This is a genomic window from Pseudoalteromonas sp. SR45-5 (assembly GCF_014163565.1).
Lineage (GTDB): Bacteria > Pseudomonadota > Gammaproteobacteria > Enterobacterales > Alteromonadaceae > Pseudoalteromonas > Pseudoalteromonas distincta.
Window position 1 is genome coordinate 1 of record NZ_JACJDN010000807.1, and the last position, 1,514, is coordinate 1,514.

At 38.0% G+C, this 1,514-nt stretch carries 1 protein-coding gene and 1 pseudogene; both read right to left on the minus strand.

What is annotated here, in order from left to right:
* Positions 1–885 (minus strand): nitrate- and nitrite sensing domain-containing protein (locus tag H5072_RS19230; protein WP_182694479.1); only part of this gene is annotated, 885 nt, incomplete at its 3' end.
* A gap of 274 nt (positions 886–1,159) precedes the next feature.
* A pseudogene (locus tag H5072_RS19235) lies at positions 1,160–1,514 on the minus strand (SAM-dependent methyltransferase); the annotation flags it as partial.

Sequence of the window (1,514 nt, forward strand, 5' to 3'; positions counted from 1 at the left end):
TTGAGCACAGGCTATTTGCATTGCTGCGGTATCAATTAATTGATCTGCTATATTTTGTTCAATTTTGTGCATTATATCTATGCGCGTAGTGGTTACTTCGTACCATACTTCGCTTAGTTGCGAGAGCGGTTGAGCATTCTCGTCATCGAGTTTTTGCAGTAAACTTCTAAGTTGGTCTACCTGATTATTCACCTGATGTGTTGTTAACGTGGCAAAGCATTTTAAAAGGTGCGCATCGGCGTACTCATTAAAAAAGTCAAAGCTGTGGTTTTGCTCTTGTACGAAATGCGCTAGTTGTTGTTTTTGCTCAGTGGTAAATTTACTCGCTGCAAATGCTTGTGCACCACAGGCGCGCTCTTGTCCTGCATACTCTTTACCTTGCATAAAGTTAAAAAAGGCAACTAACAAACGCGTTATTTTAGGATCGCTTGCGCCATCTGCTGCCTCTAAAATAATATTGAGTAAACTAGCAATTAACTGCGTGAACGACTGCGTAGCATGCACTGCACTAATGTTTTGTTGTGCTATTTGATTGCGTAATTCGGGCAATGCGTCAAGTGTTTGCAGGCTATAGGTAATTAAATTAAATAACCGAGTATGACCAGTATCGGCGTTGTCGTTTATAAATGTTTGTTTAAGAGAATCATAAAATGCAGTTTGTGCGCTGCTGCTTAAAGGAATTTGCTCTTGTAATTGGGTTTTAAATCGCTCGCGATTTGAGGCTAAAAAGATATTACTCATTGCACGTTCTTTTTGTAACTGATGTACAAAATCGCCTAACTTAGTAAGCGAGGCACAACTGTTTTGTAATTGCTTTAGCGCGTGTATTTCTTGATACTTAGCCGCTAATAAAAACTGTTTTGTGAGAGGGTTGCTTGTCGCCATTGGTATTATTCCACACTTTTTTGTTTTTAAAGTGCAACCACTGTTCCAATCATTAATAAATTTCATCATTGAATTTAAAATCAAGCTAATACAATTGCTTAAAGTATTATTTTTATTTGTCACTGTGTTTCTATAATTTAACTTGCCATTACTTTTAACTTATTTGGTGCATTTAAGTATGTTATTGCACACAACTTGAACCCAAATTAAAAACAAAAAAAGCGCCTACTCCTGGGGAGGTAGTAAGCGCGAAAAGTGCATTATTCATTTTACGTCATGCGTTAACATTTACACTGTTTAGTAACTCAGGACTAATAGCCATTTTATGATTTATTACTTCACCAATCATAATTAGGGTAGGGCCTTGAAGGTTGTGTTTAGCATGCTCATTTACTATTTTCTCAAGCGTACTGGTAATTACTTTTTGCTTAGTCGTAGTGGCATTCTCTATTAGTGCGATGGGTGTATTACTTGGCCAGCCCACTGATTGCAAACCGCAGCTTAGCGTTTGTAAGCGCGAAAGCCCCATATAAACCACTAAAGTGGGGTTGTTGTTTGCAGGCATAAACGCGTAATTTTGCCAATGAGGTTGCTTGTTAGGATCGGCAAACTGCGCTGTTAAAAATGTA